The sequence below is a fragment of the Leptospira yasudae genome (genome assembly GCF_003545925.1).
In the GTDB taxonomy this organism is placed as follows: domain Bacteria; phylum Spirochaetota; class Leptospiria; order Leptospirales; family Leptospiraceae; genus Leptospira; species Leptospira yasudae.
Genome location: NZ_QHCU01000008.1, coordinates 39303 through 58447 on the forward strand (window position 1 = coordinate 39303; position 19145 = coordinate 58447).

General features: G+C 47.3%; 16 protein-coding genes. 8 read left to right on the forward strand and 8 right to left on the reverse strand.

What is annotated here, in order from left to right:
* Positions 1–68: 68 nt before the first annotated feature.
* The 4 genes from DLM76_RS19410 to DLM76_RS19425 all read right to left on the reverse strand — a co-directional run bounded on the left by DLM76_RS19410 (position 69) and on the right by DLM76_RS19425 (position 4155).
* Positions 69–893, reverse strand: coding sequence for an SDR family NAD(P)-dependent oxidoreductase (locus DLM76_RS19410; protein WP_118966270.1), 825 nt, complete (start codon positions 891–893; stop codon positions 69–71).
* Positions 890–1741 (reverse strand): metal-dependent hydrolase, encoded by an 852-nt coding sequence (locus tag DLM76_RS19415; RefSeq protein ID WP_118966271.1) that lies wholly within the window; start codon positions 1739–1741, stop codon positions 890–892. The genes DLM76_RS19410 and DLM76_RS19415 overlap by 4 nt, the downstream gene beginning before the upstream one ends.
* A 122-nt stretch (positions 1742–1863) precedes the next feature.
* Positions 1864–2961: a M24 family metallopeptidase gene (locus tag DLM76_RS19420; protein ID WP_241548313.1), complete on the reverse strand. Its 1098-nt coding sequence runs from the start codon at positions 2959–2961 to the stop codon at positions 1864–1866.
* Between the two features lie 96 nt (positions 2962–3057).
* Positions 3058–4155 carry an AraC family transcriptional regulator gene (locus DLM76_RS19425; RefSeq protein WP_118957485.1) on the reverse strand — a complete coding sequence of 366 codons (1098 nt, stop codon included), beginning with the start codon at positions 4153–4155 and terminating at the stop codon, positions 3058–3060.
* Between the two features lie 116 nt (positions 4156–4271).
* Between DLM76_RS19425 and DLM76_RS19430 the strand changes: the two genes are divergently transcribed.
* From DLM76_RS19430 to DLM76_RS19445, 4 genes are all read left to right on the forward strand, one after another.
* Entirely contained in the window at positions 4272–5552 is a 1281-nt protein-coding gene (locus tag DLM76_RS19430) for a citrate/2-methylcitrate synthase (protein ID WP_118957581.1), read from the forward strand.
* Positions 5553–5554: 2 nt separating this feature from the next.
* Positions 5555–5938, forward strand: coding sequence for a HEPN domain-containing protein (locus DLM76_RS19435; RefSeq protein WP_118966272.1), 384 nt, complete (start codon positions 5555–5557; stop codon positions 5936–5938).
* Complete coding sequence (locus DLM76_RS19440) at positions 5935–6282, forward strand: nucleotidyltransferase domain-containing protein (RefSeq protein ID WP_118957487.1); 348 nt, start codon at positions 5935–5937, stop codon at positions 6280–6282. Before DLM76_RS19435 ends, DLM76_RS19440 begins: the two co-directional genes overlap by 4 nt.
* A 215-nt stretch (positions 6283–6497) precedes the next feature.
* Positions 6498–6914: a DUF3703 domain-containing protein gene (locus DLM76_RS19445; RefSeq protein WP_118966273.1), complete on the forward strand. Its 417-nt coding sequence runs from the start codon at positions 6498–6500 to the stop codon at positions 6912–6914.
* A gap of 244 nt (positions 6915–7158) precedes the next feature.
* Here the strand turns inward: DLM76_RS19445 and DLM76_RS19450 are convergent, their stop codons facing one another.
* The 4 genes from DLM76_RS19450 to dusA all read right to left on the reverse strand — a co-directional run bounded on the left by DLM76_RS19450 (position 7159) and on the right by dusA (position 12286).
* Entirely contained in the window at positions 7159–8148 is a 990-nt protein-coding gene (locus DLM76_RS19450) for a cytochrome-c peroxidase (protein ID WP_118966274.1), read from the reverse strand.
* Positions 8149–8242: 94 nt separating this feature from the next.
* Positions 8243–9208 carry an MBL fold metallo-hydrolase gene (locus DLM76_RS19455; protein ID WP_118966275.1) on the reverse strand — a complete coding sequence of 322 codons (966 nt, stop codon included), beginning with the start codon at positions 9206–9208 and terminating at the stop codon, positions 8243–8245.
* 82 nt (positions 9209–9290) lie between these two features.
* The gene (locus DLM76_RS19460; protein ID WP_118966276.1) at positions 9291–11213 is read right to left on the reverse strand and encodes a PP2C family protein-serine/threonine phosphatase; all 1923 of its coding nucleotides are present in this window, start codon (positions 11211–11213) and stop codon (positions 9291–9293) included.
* A gap of 50 nt (positions 11214–11263) precedes the next feature.
* Positions 11264–12286: a tRNA dihydrouridine(20/20a) synthase DusA gene (gene dusA / locus DLM76_RS19465; protein ID WP_118957582.1), complete on the reverse strand. Its 1023-nt coding sequence runs from the start codon at positions 12284–12286 to the stop codon at positions 11264–11266.
* Positions 12287–12393: 107 nt separating this feature from the next.
* Between dusA and DLM76_RS19475 the strand changes: the two genes are divergently transcribed.
* The 4 genes from DLM76_RS19475 to srpA all read left to right on the forward strand — a co-directional run bounded on the left by DLM76_RS19475 (position 12394) and on the right by srpA (position 19056).
* Positions 12394–13413, forward strand: coding sequence for an LIC10647 family lipoprotein (locus DLM76_RS19475; RefSeq protein WP_158586077.1), 1020 nt, complete (start codon positions 12394–12396; stop codon positions 13411–13413).
* Complete coding sequence (gene mnmC, locus DLM76_RS19480) at positions 13413–15458, forward strand: bifunctional tRNA (5-methylaminomethyl-2-thiouridine)(34)-methyltransferase MnmC2/FAD-dependent 5-carboxymethylaminomethyl-2-thiouridine(34) oxidoreductase MnmC1 (RefSeq protein WP_118966278.1); 2046 nt, start codon at positions 13413–13415, stop codon at positions 15456–15458. Before DLM76_RS19475 ends, mnmC begins: the two co-directional genes overlap by 1 nt.
* Before the next feature lie 136 nt (positions 15459–15594).
* Positions 15595–17469 carry a RecQ family ATP-dependent DNA helicase gene (locus DLM76_RS19485; RefSeq protein WP_118966279.1) on the forward strand — a complete coding sequence of 625 codons (1875 nt, stop codon included), beginning with the start codon at positions 15595–15597 and terminating at the stop codon, positions 17467–17469.
* Positions 17470–17733: 264 nt separating this feature from the next.
* Positions 17734–19056 (forward strand): sigma factor sigX-regulated lipoprotein SrpA, encoded by a 1323-nt coding sequence (gene srpA / locus DLM76_RS19490; protein ID WP_118966280.1) that lies wholly within the window; start codon positions 17734–17736, stop codon positions 19054–19056.
* Positions 19057–19145: the final 89 nt, after the last annotated feature.

Genomic DNA, 19145 nt, shown 5'->3' on the forward strand with positions numbered 1-19145 from the left:
CCGTGAGCTGCGGACCGCCTTTGCCGATCGGACAAAAAACGATCCATGTCGCTTAACAAAATTCGTTTTTAGAACCGGTCGCTCAAACTCGTAACCTTGTGCACGATGTTCGGAGTCATTCGGTTGAAAAAGCTGATCGTTTTGGATTTGATTCCCGGAAATACGTGGAGTTTTCTTTTTTCCATTCCTTTTACGATCGCCTTTACGACATCCGCCGGACTGTCCACGATCGATTTCGGAACGTCCTGTTGTTTTCCGAATTGTTGCGACTTCAAGATTCCGGTGTCCGCAAAGAACGGATACACGTTCGTAACGGCGACTCCTTTCTTTCGGAGATCCGCATCCATCGCTTCGCCCATCGCCCTGATTCCGAATTTGGAAATCGAATAGTAGATCAATTCTCCGGGCGCGACTTGACCCGCAACGGAAGAAAGGTTTACGATCTGTCCTTGTTTTCTTTCGAGCATCGCGGGAACGAACAAACGGCTCAGATGAATCGGCGCGTATAAATTCACGTCGAGAATCAGATTCCAATTCTTATCGGGAACGTCCAAAAGCCCGCCCTTGAACGCAAGACCCGCGTTGTTGATCAGCACGTCCACTCCTCTCGGAGACAACTTTAGAGTATTCTGATATACGTCCTTACAACCTTCCTGCGTTTGAAGATCTCCTGAAAAACTTCCGAGAATCTTTCCCACGCTTTTGGGATGAAATCCGTTCTTTCCGTTTTCAAGCCATCTGCGGTGCAGATAAAAATCCGCGTCCGTGCCGGGAGCTTTGAGATCGGTAAGAATCACGTTCGCACCTTTCTCCAAAAGTTGTTTGGTCAATTCCCTTCCGAAACCTCCGTTGGCTCCGGTAATCAGCATCGTTTTATCTTTCAATCGGCTCATATCGCTTCTCTGTATTGGTGTTCTTGTGATGAAAAAATTTCTTTCGCTAAGTAGAGATTGTCCTCTTCATCTGGATGAAAGGAGAATCGAAAGTATTTCAACGCCGCCTTGATCGTCAAAGGCAAAACCCTTTCCTTCGTAAAGAGAAGTTGAAAGAGTTCTTTTTGGGTTTTGAATTTGAAAAGAATTCCGTCCTGCCAAAGAAACATCAAAACCGCGACGAAGGTAAACGCGAAAAAGATCGAAGACGCGATTCCCATTCCGATCACTCGGATCCAGTAACTTTGCGTAATCGCTTTCAAAACGTCGAATGCGGCGGATTTGTGTTCCAGTTCTTCCGCGGCGTGCCATTCAAACAATCGCCTCATTTCCGGATGAGCCGGTTTCAAAAGGCCGCTGCGCAATCCGAGATCCGCGACGAGAGACGTATAATGTTCGAGTCCTGCGACCGCCGCCAAATTCATCTTTTTGGAAAAAAGTTTTTCCAAAAGACCGAACGCGAACCAAACCACGAAGTTCATAAAACCTTCGAACTTGTATCCCTGGTTTTTCAGATTCTGCCAGAACTTTTTGTGTTCGCCCGCGTGCTGCGCTTCTTGTCCCACGAAGGCGATCGCGTTTCGTTTTACCCTTCCTTCTTCGAGTTCCGGAACGTATTTCTGAATCGTTCGGATAAAATATTTTTCCCCTTCCGGAAACAAAATGGTCCACGCATTCAACACGTGCGTCAACGAAGCGTTGTCCCCGCACCAGTGTTTCGGCACGGTATCGGAGAATTGAAATTTCGGTTTTCGAACCGGATAATCCGGTTTTTCGATGTTGTCTCTGTTCTTGTTCTTTTCCTTCATAACTTCTTCAATCCCGTTCGGTGCATTCGCTATTTCGAATCTATTTTTCGTTCCGATCCTACGGCTTTAAACTATATCAAATAATTTGAATATTCTTTCCTTCCAACAACGATCGGCGGAGTTTACGCCGCTCCCACCCGAACCTTTTTGGACGGATTCGATGTTTTCGTTTTAGAAGATGCGGTTTTTGTCCGTGCGGCCGATTTCGCCTTACCGTTTGCGCGTTTTGCCGTCTCGGAAATTTTCGACTGCTTTGCCGCTTTCATCGGTTCGTTCTTCTTATTTCCTGCGAGCAACGGAACCTTGGACTTTGACTTAGAAGTTCCTTCTTCCCAAAAGCGAACGTGCGGAAGATCCTCGTCCAACCAATACGCATCGCTATCGCTCACGACCAAAATCTCTTCCCACTTCACTCCGAAACTTTCTTCTGCGTCCGCACCGGAATAGATTTTTCCGATATGAGGTTCCACGGCCCAAAGTCCTGCGTCCACGCGGGACTTGGTGAATTCTCCCCAAAGCGGAGAAGCGTTCGAGGAAGGTGCGACGAATCCTTTTACGATTTGAGGAACGAGATATAAAAAGGTCTGCGGAGGAAATCCGAGAACTCTTCCTGCGGGAACGCTCCAACCGGGAACCTTTCCCACCTTATGACCGAGAACTCCGTTTGGATATACGGTATGACAGTTTTGATAGCCGAGTTCGGAAATGAGTTCGTTGCAGGCGCGGTAGATTTCCCCCATCGACTTTTCCGCGCGGACGGATTCCAAAATCAAGGAGCGGAATTCTTTGAGATCGCTTCGTCCCTGTTCGACCGCGGGATTTTTTCCGAAAGAAAAAGAATAACCCACGTCGGCGGTCACACCTTTCACGTTAGGCGCAACATCGAGGATCACCGCCATTCCTTCTTTCAGTTTTCGGTTGGAAGGTTGAAAGGAGAATCCGAAGTGCGGCAGAATTCCTTCTCCGCCTCCGATCCGTTTGAACGTAAGAGGTCTGCGAAATCCGCGAAAGCAGGTTCTATCTCCGAACCAAGCGAATCCGTAGTGAAAGAAATTTTTCCCGCCCCGTTCTTGGATATAGGAATCGATGAGAGAAGCCGCGGTCTTTTCGGTCATACCGACCACGAGCCGTTCGCGCACCCACTCGACGGCATCGTATGCAAGTTTCTGCACGTGTTTGAAATCTTCCAGATCCGATGAAGAATAATATTCTCGAGACATTCTCCCTTTCCTCCCAAACTTCTTGCGGTTTGTTGGAAGGAATTGTAACGCATGTTACACAAGGCATCGTCCGATCTTATGATTTCCGACCGATTTTTAGGTTTTTTTTCTCCATTCGGCGGGAGTCATCCCCGCGATTTTTAAAAATTGCGCGTTGAACGTGGACTTCGTATTAAATCCGACTTCGAATCCGATGGAAAGAATCGTCTTTTCCGGTTCTTCCAATAGAATCTTTTTGGCCTCTTCGACCCGATAGCCGTTGATGAATTCGTTGAAATTCTTCCCATACGTTTCGTTGAGAATTCTGGAAAGCTGATGCGGCGTGATGAGAAGTTTTTCCGCGAGATCCTGCATCCGAATTTCTTCGTCCCGATACGATCGTTCCTCTTCCATGAGTTCGGTAAGCCGAGATTTGATCGCGTCGAGATTGATTCCTCCCAACTGCGTTTTCTCATACCGCTTTTGTTGAAACTCGGATTTTAAGGATATGAAGAAGTTCGGATAACGCGCGGTGAACACGAACACGAGCCCGTTCCCCAGAGTCATCAATACGGAAGCGAACGCGAAAAGACTCGGAACGTTCAGATAAAATCCGATTCCCGAAAGCTGAATCGCGGAAATCGTCACGAGAAGAATGGAAGAAGCGAGCCTGGAAAGATGAATGTCGATTTCTCGAAACGCCTTCCAAAACAGATATACCGAATAAACGCAATACACCGTTAGGTGAAGATATCCGATTCCGATCAATAGAGAAATCGGATTGGTTCCCCGGTTGACGAACGCGTCCTGAATGAGCTGCGACTTGGATTCGAACGGAACGCCAAAGAAAACCGCTTCTCCCGCAAGGGCGACGTACGCGGGGAAAAAATGTCTCTTGAGTGGAATTCTTTTTTCCAAGGCGAACTGCAACATTCTCCCCACGACGAGAAGAAGCGCGGGGCCCATCGCGAGCAGAGAGGAAAAAAAGAAAATCCAAAGATAGGTGTGCGAAGCCGTTCCCGGAATCTGCACCAATCCGATCCGGGATTCGGAGGAAGCCATGATGAGCGCGAGAAGAAACATCCCCGTAAAGTCTTCTCCCTTTTTCCGTTTTGCGAGTTCGGTGAAAAAGAGAAGAATACAATACCCCGGTCCGAGCTGAATGATAAAGTGGAGGCCGAGCCACAATAGATCCGGTGTGTTCGAGACGTTCATGGAAACTGGGAGAAGGAAAGCCGACCCGGAAGTTTTGTCCAGAAGAAACGGGAAAAATCGACGCGGGCAAAATTAGAAGTATTGACGCGTACCATTCTCTGAGGTTCCTTATCGGTATGAGTGAATTCATTGAAATCAAAGTTGGTGAGAAATCCTACCAGTTTCCGTTGATCTCCGGAACCGACGGAAAAAAGGGCATCGATATCCGTGAGCTTCATCAAAAGACCGGACTCATTTCCTACGATCCCGGCTTTTTTAATACCGCATACGCAGTCAGCCGCATCTCCAGAAGAGACCCGGATTCGGGAGAACTTCACTACCGCGGTTACGACGTCGCCGATCTCGTGCAACATTCCACGTTCGTCGAGACCAGTTATCTTCTGATCTACGGGAAACTTCCCACCGAACAACAGCTCAAAGATTTCTCTCTTAAACTTTCCAAACATTCTTTGATTCACGAAGACATGATCAACCTCTTCGACGGATTTCCGGGTAAAGGACATCCTCTCGCGGTGCTTTCGGTGATGGTCACTTCCCTTTCCAGTTATTATCCGGAAGAATACGAGGAATCCTTGGACAAAGGGATCGATCATTCCGCAAGACTTCTCGCAAAGATCAGAACGATCGCTGCGTTCAGTTATAAAAAGATCGTGGGCGAACCATTCATATATCCGCTTGATAAACATCCGTATTGTACGAACTTTTTATACATGTTGTTTTCAGTTCCAGCAAAGGATTACGTTCCTTCGGAAGACATCGATCGAATTCTGAATCAGCTTTGGATTTTATATGCGGATCACGAACAAAACGTTTCCAACACCACGGTTCAGGTCATCGGTTCCACTCAGGCGAACCTGTTCGCTTCCATCTCCTCGGCGATCAACGCGCTCTGGGGTTCGAGAGAAGGCGGTCGTCAGGTTGCGGCGGTCGGTCTGATCGAAGACATCATCAAATCCAGAAAAACCGTTCCCGAGTATTTCGAAAAATTCAAGGGAGATTCGGAAAGACTCTTTTCCAACGGTTTCGGCCACAAGGCGTATGACGCAAAGAGCAAAAGAGCGATCATCGCGAGCAAACTCTTCCACGACTTCTACAAGAAGCATCCGGTAAACCCGATCGCCGAAGTCGCGCTCAAGATCGACGAATACATGCAAAATGATGAATATTATATCAACCAGAAGTTGTATCCGAACCTGGAGTTCTACAGCGCGGTGATTTTCAATTCTTTGGGAATTCCGAAAGAACTCTTCACGGCGATGCAGGTCATCGGAAAACTTCCGGGCTGGCTTGCACACTGGAGAGAACAACGAGTTTCCGGTAACTACAGCAAGGCTCGTCCGAAACAAGTCTACACCGGAGAAATCGGAAGAAAATACATTCCTCTTTCGGAAAGATAACGATGCAAAACCCGAGATGGAAAGATTGGCTCGCACAAGCGGAACGCGATTTGGAGTGGGCTAAAGCGTCTTTGCACTCGGGTTTTTTTGCGCAAACTTGTTTTGTCTGTCAGCAAGTGGGAGAAAAAGCCCTCAAAGCACTCGCTTATTTCCGAGGCGCAGATTTGGTAAAATCGCATTCCGTTAAAACCATCGCAAAAGAATTGGGAGAAAACGGAGAGATCGAATCCATCGGTCAAAAATTAGATTTATATTATATACCGACTCGATATCCGGACGCTTTTATGGAAGGCGCTCCGTTCGAATACTTTGAAGAATCGCAAGCCAAAGAAGCCGTCGAGTTTGCGGAAAAACTGATCTATCTCGTGCGAGGAAACCTCTCGTGAGCGTGATCGTTTTTCCAAAGCGAAAACCGTTGGGCGGAATGAGCCGGGAAGAATTGATCGAAAAGATTTGCAACACCGTTCGTGAAAAATCTTCACAGGCTTTTCTTTTCGGGAGCGTAGCCAGAAGATCGGAAAACGCTTATAGCGATGTGGATTTGATTTTGATTGCAGAAACACAAATCCCATTTTTGAAAAGACCGGAATCTTTTCCGGAACTTCTTTCCCTTCCGATTGAATGGAATCTATTCGTTTATACTCCGAAAGAATGGGAAAAGATCCGAGAACAAAGCGAATATCCCGGCTTTTGGAAATCCGTCTTTTCCGATATGATTCGCATTCTTTAAATCACTCTTTCTCGCTTTTACGACCGAATGACTTCGAATATCCTGCCTAAGATTACGAGCCGAAACGACCGGTTTTAAAATCTGATTTTGTTAAGCGACATGCGATACTTTTTCATTCTCCTCACTCCGTAAGCTTCCCGAGTAGCCCCTTCCTTCAAGACGGTTCGTTTCCGATCCGGTATCCTAAAATCCTACTTTAGAATACGAGGAAAAACATGAATTGGAAGATGCCCGCCGCTTTTAAAAAAGCATACATTCAGGAAATTGAATCTTATCGATCCCATCTCAGGGCCGGACGCAACGCGGAAGCCTGGAGGTTTTTAGAACGGGCTCATTTGATCGGACAATATTATCCGGCTCCGCATACGGGTTCTCACGGGAGAATGCTGCTGTTTGCGGTTCGTCAAAGGGACGGGAAGGAATTTTTGGGTCAGCTTTTGCGGTTTGCAGGCGGTTGGTTGGGTTCTTTATTCAATCGGATTCCCGTCGGAAATCCGGGCGGTTCCAACGTTCCGATTTTCGCATCCTTTCCGATTCCGGAAGATTTGCGGGAACTCCTTGCGGATGCGGATTCTTCCGGTAAAGGTTTGTCAGGACTAAGAAAGAAGCGTGTGGGAACTCATACGAATTGAACGGCGGACATCGTTGGAGTTCCTACATATGACAGGCAAAACGGAAAGATCGCCGAGAAGACGGAAGGAGTTCCTACATTTCTCCTTCGGAATTTTCGGAAAAACGGGAAACACAGGGGAGTTCCTACTTGCAATCGCCGGTGATTCACATTGCCCAAAAACGGTCAGCCGACGTGTACAAAAAAAGACCGGCTAATCGCGTAAGCAACCGCCGGCTGAATAGGTTTCAATTCTGTAAGTCCAGTTAATTAGACCGGTTCTTATCGGTCAACGCCTTCAAGAAAGTTACGATCGACTTTGTATCGGAATCCGAAAGATTCTTTCCGAGCTGGAGATGCGCCATTTTTTTCACGGCTTCTTCCAGGGTTGCGACCTTACCGTCGTGGAAATACGGCCCGGTAATCGCTACGTTCCGCAAAGATTGAACCTTGAAAACGAAAGCGTCCGCGGAATTCTTCGTAACGTTTTGACGGCCTTTATCCACGGTATTTTCATACGGATTGACCTGACCGAGTTTACGGAAGGAGTTCCCACCCAAAAGAGGACCGATATGACAAGCGGTGCAACCGGTAGCTAAGAATTTTTCCAGACCTTCCTGTTCTTCCGCGGAAAGGGCCTTGTGATCCCCGTTTTGGAAATCGTCGAAACGATCGTTTGTTTTGAAGGTTCTTTCAAACGCGGCAATCGCGCCCGCCAGATTATCGTAAGTAATCGGATTTGCATCCTTAGGATACGCTTTTGCAAAAAGCTCTTTGTATTCCGGGATTGCGGAGATTTTCTTTTCCACTTCCGCAGCGGACGGCATCGCCATTTCGACGGGATTCAAGATCGGGCCTTTCGCCTGTTCTTTCAGATTGGCCGCTCTTCCGTCCCAGAATTGCGCGATATGGAAACCCGCATTCAAGACGGTGGGAGAATTACGATCGCCATTCTTCCCAAACGCTCCGGGAGAAGTAGGAAGATTGTCCACTCCACCCGCTTTCCCGACAACGTTGTGACAGGAATTACAAGCCTGCGTGTCGTTGGCAGAGAGTCTTTTTTCAAAGTATAACTTTTCACCGAGCTGAACCAATTCGGGAGTATCGGCTTCTCCCCCGGGCATTTTGTCGGGAATGGTTCCAAAGATTTTCTTGGAATCATCGATCAACTTTTTTGTCTTTTCGGAAGGCCCGCAAGACACCATAACGATCCCCAAGAGCGCTACGAATAGAACTCCGGCTGTAGATTGTTTCATACCAGTTCCTCTCTCTATTGTGTTTACGATTCTAATTTTAGAATGATTCTAAAATTGAATTCTATTTAGAATCATTCTAAAAGACAATTCTTTTTCAAACCTTCTTTCGTTTTTTCCGTTCGATTTGAAAGACCAAACCTTGTGCGTTGATCCTGGAATCGAAGCTGAGTAACATCTCCTCCTTTTCTCCCAACGCGATTCCTTGCGTGGAAATTTCCCGTTCCAAATAGGCCCGAACCCTTCCGGTGCAGAATTCCAAAAGCGGTTCCCCTTCCAATCCCGAGCGTTCTCCGGAGGAAAGAATGTTCTGCATCGCGTGCAAACCCTGTTTCATCTGACGCGCGCCCAATTCGAGATCCTTCCAAACTCCGAAGTGCGTCAAATACGCCTTGTCCGCGCCGGTCGCGAGAATCGTGTCCACCGTATTCATCGCTTCTTCCGAATCGAAATCGGTGGGAGTCGTCGAAGGATAAAGAACCGGATTTTTTCCGGAAGCAAAATCCCGATAACCGAGTCCGAAAGAATCTCCGGTGAAAATTCCGTTACTCAGGGAATCGTATATGCAAAAATGATGATTTGCGTGTCCTCTTGTATAATAAAATTTGAATATTCTTCTTCCCCACCGGATTTCCTCTCCGTCGGCCGGGCTTTTGACCCGCGCTTCGGGTACGGGAAGAATTTCTCCGTATAACTTTTTAAAGTTCTCTTCTCCGTAAACTTGGATCGAACTTTGAACGAGCCTCGTCGGATTGATGAGATGAACCGCGGCTTTCGGGTGCGCGAGAATGGTGGCGTTCGGACAATGTTTTGCGAGTAGTCCGGTTCCGCCCGCGTGATCAAGATGAACGTGCGTTACGATGATGTATTTCACGTCCTCGGGTTTAAGAGCGGCTTGTTTCAATTCTTCCAGAAGAATGGGAACGGCTTTGTTCGTGTTGTTTTCGACGAAAGCGGCTTCCTTGCCTTCCACGACTAAATACGCGCAAGCGACTCCCGGAGAAATATAATCGCAGTCGATCGTAAATAAACCGGGAAAGACTTCCTTCTCAAAAGGCGGCATAAGAATTTTCCTCTTTCCAAAGTCGAATTGAAGCGAAATCGTCCAAGAAATTGCGCGGTGGCAAAATCAGGCAAAGTTTAAACTACAATATATCCACAGTCAAGTAAGTCAGGTCGTCCGGGATCTTAGAAGAGGAAAAAGATTTCACCGTGGAAAGAATTTCTTCGTTCAAATTCCGGGGATTTCGGGAGAAATTATTCTTTAAAACTTCCAAAAGTCTGCGCTCTCCGAAAATTTCCCTCTGCGGACTCAAAGCCTCCGTAACCCCGTCCGTATAAAAGAAGAATCGATCCCCCGTTTTCAACGCGATCGTGTAGGTTTCGGGTTCGATCGTTTTCATCATCCCGAGAATCATTCCTCTTCCTTTTAAAAACTCCGGCTCGGCCGGTTCTTCCCGGATCAAAACGGGAGGAGGATGACCCGCGATCGAATACCGGAACTCGTCCCGTTCAAGATCGTACAAACATACGAGAGCGGAGATGAAATTTTTTTCCAAAACCTGAAACATCCGGTTGTTGAGTTCGGAAAGAATCTTGGAAGGTTCGTCCAGTTTTCTGCTGAGTTCCAAAAACGAAACCTTGAGCATAGAAGAAACCAAAGCCGACGCGACCCCGTGTCCGAGAACGTCGCAAAGAATGAACATTACCTTTTTCTCATTGAGAATATGATAATCCAAGAAGTCGCCGCCCACCTGATCGACCGGAATATAAACCGAATTCACGGAAAGACGATGAATCCTTCCGTCGAGCTGCGGAATCAAACGCGTCTGAAGATTAGCGGCCATTTCCAATTCCTCGTGGAGAATCCGATTCTGCCGTCTGAGTTCGGCGGTTCTTTGTTCCACCTTTCCTTCGAGATTGGCGTTGAGTTTTTTGAGTTCCGTGTGCGCCCTCGCATTCTGATACGAAATACTCACCGCCCCCGAAATCAAAAGGGCGAAAAATCCGTACTGCGATAAGAACATATTCTTACCCGTAAGATTGTCGAGAACGACGTCGATGATCGCAAAGATCGCGAGAAGTCCGACCCCGCCCACCATAATCAAGGCTTCCATCACCTTCTTTCTCAGTTCCTCGTAAAACATAGGAATCAGAAGAACGGCCATGAACACTAAAATCCCTTCCCAAGCGTAAACGAGAAGAACCCTTTGTGTTCCGTCGAGTTCGAACAAATGCAGCGCACCGATCACAAGACTGGACTTCATCACGATCTTGGCAGCGGTCCCGGTCTTTTTACGGAACAACGCATACAAAAAATATAATATACAAGCCGGAAAAACGCTCTGCGAAGAAAAGAAGGATCTCGTCAAAAGCCCGAAGGGAACTTCGGCGTAGTGCATCTTGTGCAGAAGAGGAATTCTCCAGAAGACGAACAGAAACGCGGACAAGGAAAGAAAGATGCTCGCTCTCGAATGTCTGTTCAACGAATACGAAATCGATTGCTGCAAAAAGACTCCGAGAAACAAAACGATCAACACGAGCTGGAGCGCGTCTTCCTGAATCAACGCGTCCTTGAGTTCGTCAAAGTCGCCTAACTTGGGTATGCTGCGGAAGATCCCGCAGTGAAATCCGAGTTCCCTGCATTCGATCTCGACTCGGATCGTATTCGATTTTCCTTTTTCGATCCATTCCAAAGGAATCTTATACAAACGGCTTCGAAACCAAGCGGCGGAATACGAATCGATTTCTCCCGTCTTTCCGATCAGCTTATCGTTGAAGTAAACCTTGTCCGCGGATTGAATCCGATCCAAAAAAATTCCCTGAGAACCCGTGGGAGACGTTAGCGGATATTCCACTCGAACTCGGTAAACTCCTTTGATCGGAATCTCGAAACCTTGGCTCGTCAAACCGACTCCGGGAAGAATCATCTGAAAATTCTCCCTTCCTTCGTGCTTGTATTCCCATCCTTCGTTGAGGGGTTGTACTTTTTCAGGATCGATCGGGTTCGAATATAGATCCGAAGCGATCAGACATAATAGGAAATATCCGAAGAGAATCGGTTTCATAGGGAAGGAGGCATCAACCTATTCCCGCGTGGATGGATGTAAAGTGAAATTTAGATCGAAGGAATCAAATCAAGCGCGTCGTTCGGAATCTCTCTCACCGCTTTCGACAAAAGATCGTTCGTGTAATTCGAATACATATTCTCGGTGAGAATTCTCCGGAAACTGCGCGCTCCTTTTTCACCGTGAAACAAACCGAGCATGTGACGAAGCGCGTGATGCGGCTTTCCGCCCTGTTTCCCTTCGAGTATCACTTCTTCGATGTATTCCTGCATGCGTTCAACGACTTCTCTTCTACTCAAGGAAGGCGTGTCGTCTCCGTAAAACAAGGAATCGACTTCGGAAAAAAGATATGGAGTTTCATACGCCGCGCGTCCGATCATCACGCCGTCATTCCATTGAAGCCGTTCTTTCATTTCGGAAAGCGTTCGGATTCCTCCGTTGATCTCGATCAAAAGATCGGGGAATTCTTTTTTTAAGGTTTCAACATCCGCATAACGCAGAGGAGGAACTTGACGGTTTTGCGCGGGAGAAAGTCCGCCTAAGATCGCGATTCTCGCGTGAACGATAAATCGCCTTACGCCCGCTTGGCGGACACAATCGATAAATCGGACCAAATCCTCGTAGGATTCTTTGCCGGGAATTCCGATTCTGCATTTCACCGTTACCGGAATCGATGTAGCCGCGTCCATCGCGGATACGAGTTCCGCGACCCGTTCGGGAGTTTCCATCAAACACGCGCCGAAGTTTCCTTCCCGAACCCGATCGCTCGGACAACCCACGTTCAGATTGATTTCGGAATACCCGTAGTCTTCGCAAATCTTAGAAGATTCTGCGAGAGCGTTCGCATCGTCGCCGCCCAACTGAACCGCAAGAGGAAGTTCTTCCGCGCTGTACGACAAAAAACGATTCCGATCTCCGCGCAGGATCGCACCTGTGTGAATCATCTCCGTATAAAGAAACGTATGTCTGGATATCAGCCTTAAGAAATATCGAAAATGACGATCCGTCCAATCCATCATCGGCGCCAAGGAAACGGGGTAAGGCTTTGGAATTTTAGAATTCGGAACGATCATGGAAGGGCTCACTACCAGAATTTTTTTGCAAGCCCCTTCGGTCAAGGAACCTCCTCCGCATTTACGGCTTGGAAATCGGAAAGAATCGGAAAAGAATGTCCTGACCGATGGACTTTCTCCGCTCGAAACACAAACCAATCCTATGCAAACGATGGATTTTTCTTTTGCTCGCCGGATTCTGTCTCGGATTTCTTTCTTCCTGCAAAACCTTAGAATCCTTTTTCGAAACGATCATTTTGACCGGAGGCGTGGATTCCACCCAATTGAATTTTTTCGCGAAATACAATCCCTTGGAAGAATGGGTTCGTTCCAACGGAGGACTTAAGGTTCCGGAACGGGACGTCCGTCCCGTAAATCACGATCCTCCGAAATCGGTTCCATTTTACACGATCGGTTCCATCCCGAGAAGACTTCCCGGCGCGCCCTATTCCGGTTATTTAGCCATCTTCAATTATTTCGCATACGGTTTTACTGTGACGTCCCCGAGAACGTTCCGAGGAGATCTTTTGAACTTTCCGGACGACGGAAGAATTTCCTCCAATTTGGTGGAACAGACGTTTTTCGGATTGTATCCGCTTCCCGATCCGTTCGGGAGAAAGGCGGAATATCTCTATATGGATTACCAGGCTTACGCGACCTTTTATCTCGGTTTTATAGCTTCGCAAAATTGGAACTTCGGAATCGGAGTCAACCTCGGCTACAGCGTTTACGATTTCGACATATTAGAAAAAGGTTATAGAGTTTCGACGGCGAGAAATCAAACGAGGGCCATCGCCGGGTTCAAATTGTTATACGAATACAACATCGGCCGTTTTTTCGAAGATACGATCTTCTATAACGTCTATCTGTATTTGGAAGCGTCGACCATCGGAAACATCGCGAACAACGATCGGGACTCGTTCAATATAGGGAACTTCGGGAAGACCCCGATCACGCAAACCGTGCCCGCTTCCAATGCGGAAGGGTATCACGATCTTTATCTGACCATGTCCACGCTTCGGATCGGAGTCCGCAAAGAAATCCAGTTATCCAGACCGGCTATGGACGATTTGCTTCGTAAAGACAGAGAACCTCCCAAAGAATCCGCTCCTCCGAAAGAAACGCAACCCGTGCCTCCGAGAATTTAATGCTTTCCTGGAAAGAAAATTTAACTCCCGTATCCTCCGAATTCGACGACATTTACTTTTCACCCGAAAACGGATTGAAGGAAACCGAACACGTCTTCATTCAGGGAAACGATCTTCCCGAAAGATGGAAGAACTCGAATATTCAAAATTCATTTAGCATCTTGGAACTCGGATTCGGAACGGGGCTGAACTTTTTTACGACCTGGAAAGAATATCTCGAACACGAAGACCGGTTCCGTCTCCATTTCCTATCGATCGAAAAATTTCCTCTCCGAAAAGAAGAGATCGCAAAGGCCCTTTCCGTTTTTCCGGAATTAAAGGAAATCGCGGACGAATTTCTGAATTCATATCAAGACTTGATACCAGGAATGAATTACTTTCGTTTTTCGAAAGGGAGAATCCATCTTAACCTGTTTCTGGGCGACGTTACCGATGCGTTACGCGAAACCTCCGGCAAGGCGGACGCGATTTTTTTAGACGGGTTCGCCCCTTCCAAAAACCCGGAGATGTGGCAAATCGAAACTCTGCAAAATCTCAAAAACGTTTGTAAGATCGGAACCACGGTTTCCACGTTTACGGTCGCGAGAATGGTGCGGGATTCCTTGTCGGCCGTCGGTTTCACTTTGGAAAAACGTCCCGGCTTCGGCAGAAAACGGGAAATGTTGACCGGAAAAATCGAGGAAGACACATTCAATCATTCGAATATACTCCCGAATGACCCGGGAACGGCGGAACTGATTCCGCAAGAAAAACCTTGGTGCGTTCGGAATTATCCGAAAACCAAAATCGAAACCGCCGCGATCATCGGAGCGGGAATCGCGGGATCGGCTCTCGCCTATTCCTTGTCCCAACGCGGAATCCAAGTGACTTTGATCGATCCGTCCGGAATCGCAAACGAAGCATCGGGAATTCCCAGCGCGATCTCGCATCCTCATCTTACGAAAATTCCGGGAACCATCAGCTCATTCACGTTACGCGCCTTTCGATACGCGCTTCAATTTCTTTCTTCGTTTGCAAACGAGAATGAATTCAAACCCTGCGGACTCTTTCATGGAGTTACGGAAGAAATGAATTCTGACCGATTCCGGAACGGAATCGCGAACCATCGCCTTTCCGAAGAGATCGTGTCCTGGGTTTCAAAACTCCAAGACCAACCAAACGTTGAAACAGACGATCCTACAAAAATACGAAGCGCACCACTGACCGAGGATATCGGCGAAGGAGTTTTTTTCCCGAAAGGATTTTGGACCCAACCCGGAGCAATCGCGAAAAAATGCGCGGAACAACCCGGCGTCGAATTCATACAAGCGGCGGTGACCGAGGTCATTCGGTCGACTCCGACATCGCCCGGCGATTCGGAACGTTCTTCTTGGAAGCTCAAACTCCAAAACAACGATCGGGAAGTTTATGCAGATTCCGTAATATTCTGCAATTCTCATTCGATCGGGGAATTGCTCGCCCCCCTATTCGACGGAGAAGAACCCTTCCCGATCAAAAAAGTCCGCGGACAACTTCTCGTTTTGAAAGAAACGAAAACTTCCTCCGAGATAAAGCACATTCTCTGCGCAGAACACTACCTTACTCCGTCCATTCACGGAGAACACGTCTTGGGTTCCACCTTTGACGAATTTGATCTGGATCGCCGCCCGCGCTCCAAGGACACGGAACAATTGCTCGAATATCTTCGGAACAAATATCCGAGTTTAAAATGGAACCAAGACTCCGTTCTTTCCGAACGAGTGGGATTTCGCGCGCAAACACCGGACCGTTTTCCCGTACTGGGACCGGTCTTTGATCCGAGAGCTTTTGCCGAAACCTACAAAGAGATCGAACTTCCCCGCAACCGATCCAAAAAATATCCTCGTTTAGAACCGATCCCGGGCCTCTATGTTTTCGGAGGATTGGGTTCCCGGGGAATTTTAAGTTCTTTTTTAGGTGCGGAGATTCTCGCATCCTTGATACTGGGAGAACCCGCTCCCGTCGAATCCTCCTTACTGGAATCCTTGCATCCCGCTCGATTCCTCTATCGAAAGGTTCGTAAATGACAGGAGCTTGCGAAAGGAACACGTTCGGGCGATTCGCTCGCATTTTAAAAAAATGACTCGCGACCGCGCTTTACGCTGCAATTCCTACGGAATTTCCGCTACAATCGCTATCGCATCGTGAACGGCAATTTTATCGATGAATTCACCAGAGAACAATCATATTCAAAATTTAGAATCTTCTTTGAAGGAAGTATGGGGGCTGTCCCGCTTCCGCAAAGGTCAAAGAGAAGCGATCGAATCCGTTCTCGTCGGGAACGATACGTTGGTCATTCTTCCCACCGGAGGAGGAAAATCGCTGATCTATCAATTGCCCGCGGTTCTCGACGAATCGACTCTAACCCTCGTCATTTCCCCGTTGATCGCGTTGATGAAGGATCAAGTCGATTCGCTCAAAGCGAAAGGAATCGCCGCCGAATACTGCAACTCGACACAGGACGATCTCGAACAATTGAGAATCTTGAGCCGCGCCGCCACGGGCAAAATCCGCATCCTTTATCTTTCCCCCGAAAAAGCGCTGAGCAGACAAGTATTCGAAATTCTTCCCAAACTTCCTTTGGGAAGAATCGCGGTCGACGAAGCACATTGCGTTTCCCAATGGGGACACGACTTCCGGCCGGAATACCGCAAACTTTACGAACTGAGGGATAAATTTCCGAAGAAAATCCCGATCATCGCGTTAACCGCCACAGCGACGTCCCGAGTCGTCAAAGACATATCGGATTCTCTCGGTTTAAAAGAACCGAATCTGATCAAAGGAAGTTTTTATCGCGAGAATCTCAACTTCTCGATCCGATTTCCGCAAAACGAAACTTCGAGAGAAAGCGAACTTCTCAAACTTCTCATCCAAGGGAACTTTCAAAAAACCGCGAGCGGAAGAGCGATCATCTACTGCGCGACAAGACAAAAGGTGGAATCGGTTTACGAATTTCTAAAGAAGAACGGATTCAAAGTCGGAAAGTATCACGCGGGAAGAACGGATTCCAGCAGGGAAAAAACGCAGGACGGTTACAGCGCGGGGAAGACGAACGTGCTTGTCGCAACGAACGCGTTCGGAATGGGACTCGACAGTCCCGATGTTCGTCTTGTGGTTCACTATCAATCCCCCGCTTCTCTGGAAAGTTATTATCAGGAAGCCGGAAGAGCGGGACGGGACGGAAAGTCTTCGGATTGTATTCTCTTTTATCACCCGTCCGATCTGGTGACGCAAAGTTTTATCATCGGAAAGGAAAGCAACCGCAAGGGAGGAGAAACGCTTCTCTCTTTCGTAAAAGAATATGCAATTTCCGGCAAGTGTCGACAGCAGATCCTTTGTTCGTATTTCGGAGAGGAAATTTCCGCGTGTGAAACATGCGACATCTGTTTGGAAAAAGAAACTCCGAATTCTTTTTCGGAAAACGGAAGAGATCAATTCCTCAAACGCGAAGAGGATAAAAAACAGAAAAGAGAAGAAAAGGAACGATACGATTTTTCGGACGAAGAATTGCAAACGATCGAACAAGTTCTCGAACAAATCCCCGGCAAGTTCGGCAAACGAATGATCGCGGGAGTTCTGCGCGGATCGAGATCGAACGAAATTCTCAGAAAAAAATTGGATCGTTTATCCCAATACGGTTCGCTGCGATCCGTCCCGGAAGAAGCGATCTTAAAGACTCTCGACGAATGGATCGCGGAAAAAAAAGTCAGAATCGTCGGAGACAAATATCCGAAACTCATTCTCGCATCGACGGTAATCGTTAAAACTCCCCGCAAGAAAAAAGAAGTCGGCGAAGACGGAGAAAAGAAAATTCTCCCCGCTAAAAACGTAATCCAGGAATTGAAAAACTACCGCGACCGCGAAGCCAGAAGAAGAAAATGGAAGAAGTTTATGGTGCTTCAAAATCCGGTCATCGTTCAGATCGCAAAAGCCATGCCCGAAACTCCGGAAGAACTTTCCCTCATCAAAGGAATGGGTTCCGCCAAGGTTGAAAAATTCGGAAACGACATTCTCCGCATATTAGAAAAATGGAAATAAGCGAACTGGTTTTTCCGATTCTTTCGATTCAAACCGCTTGCACCGTTCCGAATCCGAGAATTGAATCCCGTTGCTACAATCGAGTCGTATTTTTTTTCATCCAAGAGTGATTTCAGAAAAATAAAAAAAGTTATAACCTGAAAAGTAAGAATTTCGCATCGCTCATTCCTCGCCAAAACTGTTAAGAAATTTTTTTCCTGCCTGTCTCAGTCGCTTTTGAACCTCTCTATATTTCTTTCGTGATTTCATTGGAGGTTCAATACGATGAAACAGAATAAAGATAAATCACGGGGAAAACTTCTGTCGATCGCTTCGTTCGCAATGGCGGTTCTTTTCGCGTTCACGAGTTGTAAAAAGGATAAAAAGGACGATACGATGGAGCTGTTGTTGGCCGCTTCCATTCTAAATGGACCGAACGGAACGGCGACATTTAATTTTTCCAATACGAACGGTTTGCTCGCCGCAAGAACCCAAGATTCATCGCATTTTTTCACTCTTCCGAACTCGATCGGAGAAGGTTCGGGATTTCTAACGGATTTGGGCGGGGAAGATCCGCAAACCTACGGAGACGGCGCCGGTGATGGATTCAATGATAAGTTTTTAACTCCCGAAGCAGTGGGAATTCAAGTCTGCAAAATCGTAGCCTATAAATCCGTCGCGAAAGGCGGTCCCGCAAGAGGAAAAGAAACATTAGAAAACGCTAATTTTGTTTCCTTCGACATCGCGGGAATGCTTGGAATATTCAACCTCACGATGCCGAACGTCGGTCCTTGTCCCGGATTTTTTCCTGCGGGAATTACTCAGATCGAAAAAGCGAATCCGATTTCTATTCCAATTCGCCAAATTCCCGAGAGTGAAAGAGGAGACTATGATCGAGTCGGAGTCGTAGCAAGAGCGTTTACGTATTATTTCAAATCCGCCGACGTCGCCGAAAATTCCTATCGATATGTGGATCTGGTGTTGAATAACCCGAAAATCGAAGGAATCGCACCGCCTGCGGGGAGTCCCGGCGCTTCCGGTGTCGTTTGGGGAAATGCGGAAAGAGGCGATGTCGTTTCTCCTATCTTTACGAAAGAATGTTACGCGTCTTACATGACGACTCCGAGTTTTATATTCCAGGATCTCGCAACCGCCGATGAAAAAAGCGCCCCGCGTATGGGATGTAATTTTCTTGAAGGTTTCGTAGATGCAGGAAGCGGTTCTTTTATCAACGGGATCGGATCACAGGAACAATTTACAAGACCGAACGACTTCATGAATGCTCCGATCAGTAATATCGCAACTACGGATAAGACGAAAAAACTGAAATTTAGAACTCCTGCTTCTGCCGCTTCCTTGGGAACTAACGATCCTTACATTCTTATAGTCAATCTCGACACTTCAAAAGGAACGAGCGGAAGCCTTCTCTTCAACGTCTCCGTGGACAAAGTACTCTTCTGGGATTCCACAGCCGGAGACAACGTATTTTCTCCGCAAACGGACGCGGCGGACAGACCGAACGCAACCAGCGGATCGGATAACTTGACGAACACCGCGAGAAGAAACCTGATCTTTCGCTTACCGACGATCTTAAGTCAGACGAAGTGAAAGAGGTCCGAACATTTCGGAACTTATGAAACTCGGAAAGAATCCTATCTTTCCCGCAAGCAAAACACGGAAAGGAGCGTTGCGCCCCT

Coding starts and splice junctions, on each gene's coding strand:
- DLM76_RS19410 (WP_118966270.1), bottom strand. CDS start 893: ATGAGCCGATTGAAAGATAAAACGATGCTGATTACCGGAGCCAACGGA.
- DLM76_RS19415 (WP_118966271.1), bottom strand. CDS start 1,741: ATGAAGGAAAAGAACAAGAACAGAGACAACATCGAAAAACCGGATTAT.
- DLM76_RS19420 (WP_241548313.1), bottom strand. CDS start 2,961: ATGTCTCGAGAATATTATTCTTCATCGGATCTGGAAGATTTCAAACAC.
- DLM76_RS19425 (WP_118957485.1), bottom strand. CDS start 4,155: ATGAACGTCTCGAACACACCGGATCTATTGTGGCTCGGCCTCCACTTT.
- DLM76_RS19430 (WP_118957581.1), top strand. CDS start 4,272: ATGAGTGAATTCATTGAAATCAAAGTTGGTGAGAAATCCTACCAGTTT.
- DLM76_RS19435 (WP_118966272.1), top strand. CDS start 5,555: ATGCAAAACCCGAGATGGAAAGATTGGCTCGCACAAGCGGAACGCGAT.
- DLM76_RS19445 (WP_118966273.1), top strand. CDS start 6,498: ATGAATTGGAAGATGCCCGCCGCTTTTAAAAAAGCATACATTCAGGAA.
- DLM76_RS19450 (WP_118966274.1), bottom strand. CDS start 8,148: ATGAAACAATCTACAGCCGGAGTTCTATTCGTAGCGCTCTTGGGGATC.
- DLM76_RS19455 (WP_118966275.1), bottom strand. CDS start 9,208: ATGCCGCCTTTTGAGAAGGAAGTCTTTCCCGGTTTATTTACGATCGAC.
- DLM76_RS19460 (WP_118966276.1), bottom strand. CDS start 11,213: ATGAAACCGATTCTCTTCGGATATTTCCTATTATGTCTGATCGCTTCG.
- dusA (WP_118957582.1), bottom strand. CDS start 12,286: ATGATCGTTCCGAATTCTAAAATTCCAAAGCCTTACCCCGTTTCCTTG.
- DLM76_RS19475 (WP_158586077.1), top strand. CDS start 12,394: ATGGACTTTCTCCGCTCGAAACACAAACCAATCCTATGCAAACGATGG.
- mnmC (WP_118966278.1), top strand. CDS start 13,413: ATGCTTTCCTGGAAAGAAAATTTAACTCCCGTATCCTCCGAATTCGAC.
- DLM76_RS19485 (WP_118966279.1), top strand. CDS start 15,595: ATGAATTCACCAGAGAACAATCATATTCAAAATTTAGAATCTTCTTTG.
- srpA (WP_118966280.1), top strand. CDS start 17,734: ATGAAACAGAATAAAGATAAATCACGGGGAAAACTTCTGTCGATCGCT.